This window comes from Komagataeibacter oboediens (assembly GCF_003207815.1).
GTDB classification, from domain to species: domain Bacteria; phylum Pseudomonadota; class Alphaproteobacteria; order Acetobacterales; family Acetobacteraceae; genus Komagataeibacter; species Komagataeibacter oboediens.
Window position 1 is genome coordinate 1 of the sequence record NZ_NKTX01000156.1, and the last position, 2,161, is coordinate 2,161.

The following is a 2,161-nucleotide window of genomic DNA, read 5'->3' on the forward strand; positions in this document are numbered from 1 at the left end:
AAAAAGGCTTGCCATGCCTTCGATCGCCTGGCGCTTCCATTGGGCGATCATCGTCTGATGCACGCCATGTTTCGACGCCAACTCCGCCAGCGTCAGTTCCCCACGGATCGCCTCCAGGGCAACCCGTGATTTGAACTCCGCCGCATACCGTTTCCGCGTAACCTTGCCCATAAAACACGTCCTCGTTCAGGCCAGATGATAGCTTATCGCCCTGTCCGAAAAATGGGGACCACTTCTGACATTGCTGTCCAGACCTGCTGCTGGTGCCCCCAGCATTCCAATCAGGGTTATGTCAGCCTTGGGATCATACGTCACGGTCAGGCGGGAGACCTGCTTGAAGAGGACCAAGAGAGGAGCCTTCTGCCGCAGCGTGACATCAACCAGCAGCAAGCCGGGGTCATGCCCGCGGGCATCAAAGATCAACTCACCGCCTTCGGCTTCAATTTCAACTGAGATCCACAAAACATGGAGGGTGCCGCTGCTATCAAACTCGATTGTACCGCCGCGTAAAACGTAATCACGAACACAGCATTTCGCCAGGTCTTCAACGCTAGCCTTAGAGACTGTTTCAAAAGTCTGCATGCTTGAAATTCCTATGAATTTGTCCGAAAGTCGGCAACTCGGAGGAATTTCATAAACATATCTGGAAGTTTTCCTTCTATTTCCTTTAGAAGTTCTGTTTGAAAATTATGGTTTTCCATAAATAAATCATGTCTAAAAGACTTGTCTTCTTTGGATATGTTCTGTTCGGATTTTATTTCTTTCATCCGCTTCCTATTTTCAGTTATCTGAAACAGGCGTTGCCGTATCGTGCATAAATACAAATGCGTTTCAATGTCTAATAGAAACCTCGCTTGCTCTCCTAAATAAATTGTTTCATCCAAAACATCATGATTGGCATCAGGATCGAAATTTCTCATGCACACGCTGACGATTGCGCGTAGGTGGACATCATATATTGCATATCGCTTTTCGAATAAGTCGGAAATGACCTTTTCCGTGGCTATTCGTCGCTGACAGTTAGCGATCCAGACGGTCATGCCACCGATAGCGAGAGCCACAACCACCGTTCCGATATCGGATGGCTTAACTGTCACCAAATGACCGAAGATCGAATAAACATCTGGTGCTGGCGCAGAGGATGGGGATGAAGTGCAGGTAATTGCTAAATTAGCGAGATCGGCCAAAGCTTAAAGCTCTCTACCATATATTGATTCTGGTTTAACAAAAACCACAAAATACGGCAGGAAACAACCCAATTATAAACGGGACTGGGGTAGCCTCCCCAACCCTAATGTGAACCAATTGGGAGGATAGGAAATGCCGACACTGTTGGAGGTTCTTGTAAAGGCTCAGACACATCCCGGTATGGAGTGTACGGAGAGGGTAGAAGATACAGAAGAACCCCGGACTACAACGAACGTGCCGGGGTTTGAAAACTCAAAGAAATCAAATGAAGACAATCATGATATTTCAATCCGTTCAGCTATAATCAAATTTTTCACACAATAATTTCGCATTTTCCAGACTAAAGGACGGCACTTCTTTTGTAATATCTTTCGGGTTAATCTTATTAAATTTCCCACATTTTGTTAATATCCGCTTAATACAATGATTATCAATATTAATTAGTTCCTCAGACAGACGCAGTGCTAATTTATAATTTTCTTTTTGAATTAATGTATCAACACTACAATCGTCTGGGTACAAACAATAAGTTTCTGCTATTTCCATCTGAAATGAAGTCGCCAGCCCTTCTTCTAGTAATGTAGCATCCCGACTCCCAGATGGACTTAATAAATGCATACATTCATGAGCCAGTTGAAATATTGCCCTTGATACATCCTGTTTACATTCGTCAGACAAAAGTATAGCCACTTGTTGTCCATAAGGAGGATACCAAATCATGGGAGTACTACCACCAAAACTAATCCCTAAAATAGTATATGAGGTATCGCGTTTCCTATATCGAGCCTCTAATTCTGAGAGGAATGCTCCTAATAAATTCACTAAAGAGATACCAGAAACTCCGCGTCCCGATACAGAATTGCAGAATCCTTTAGAGCCCGATCCGAAAGTTTTTCAAGCTTGACAATGCCTTGCTGTCCGTCGTGTGAGCATGCGGATCGAGGCGATCAATGTCCATGCGGTTGAGGACGCA

At 44.5% G+C, this 2,161-nt stretch carries 4 protein-coding genes; all 4 read right to left on the reverse strand.

The annotated features are described in order from the left end of the window. A partial coding sequence (locus CFR80_RS17805) for a transposase (protein WP_146221661.1) occupies positions 1-171 on the reverse strand: 171 nt, incomplete at its 3' end. A 15-nt stretch (positions 172-186) separates the two neighbouring features. Then, positions 187-582 (reverse strand): hypothetical protein, encoded by a 396-nt coding sequence (locus CFR80_RS17810; RefSeq protein WP_110507828.1) that lies wholly within the window; start codon positions 580-582, stop codon positions 187-189. 11 nt (positions 583-593) lie between these two features. Continuing rightward, the gene (locus CFR80_RS17815) at positions 594-1,187 is read right to left on the reverse strand and encodes a hypothetical protein (RefSeq protein WP_146221708.1); all 594 of its coding nucleotides are present in this window, start codon (positions 1,185-1,187) and stop codon (positions 594-596) included. Between the two features lie 295 nt (positions 1,188-1,482). Next, positions 1,483-2,010, reverse strand: a complete 528-nt coding sequence (locus tag CFR80_RS19105; protein WP_146221709.1) for a hypothetical protein — start codon at positions 2,008-2,010, stop codon at positions 1,483-1,485. Positions 2,011-2,161: the final 151 nt, after the last annotated feature.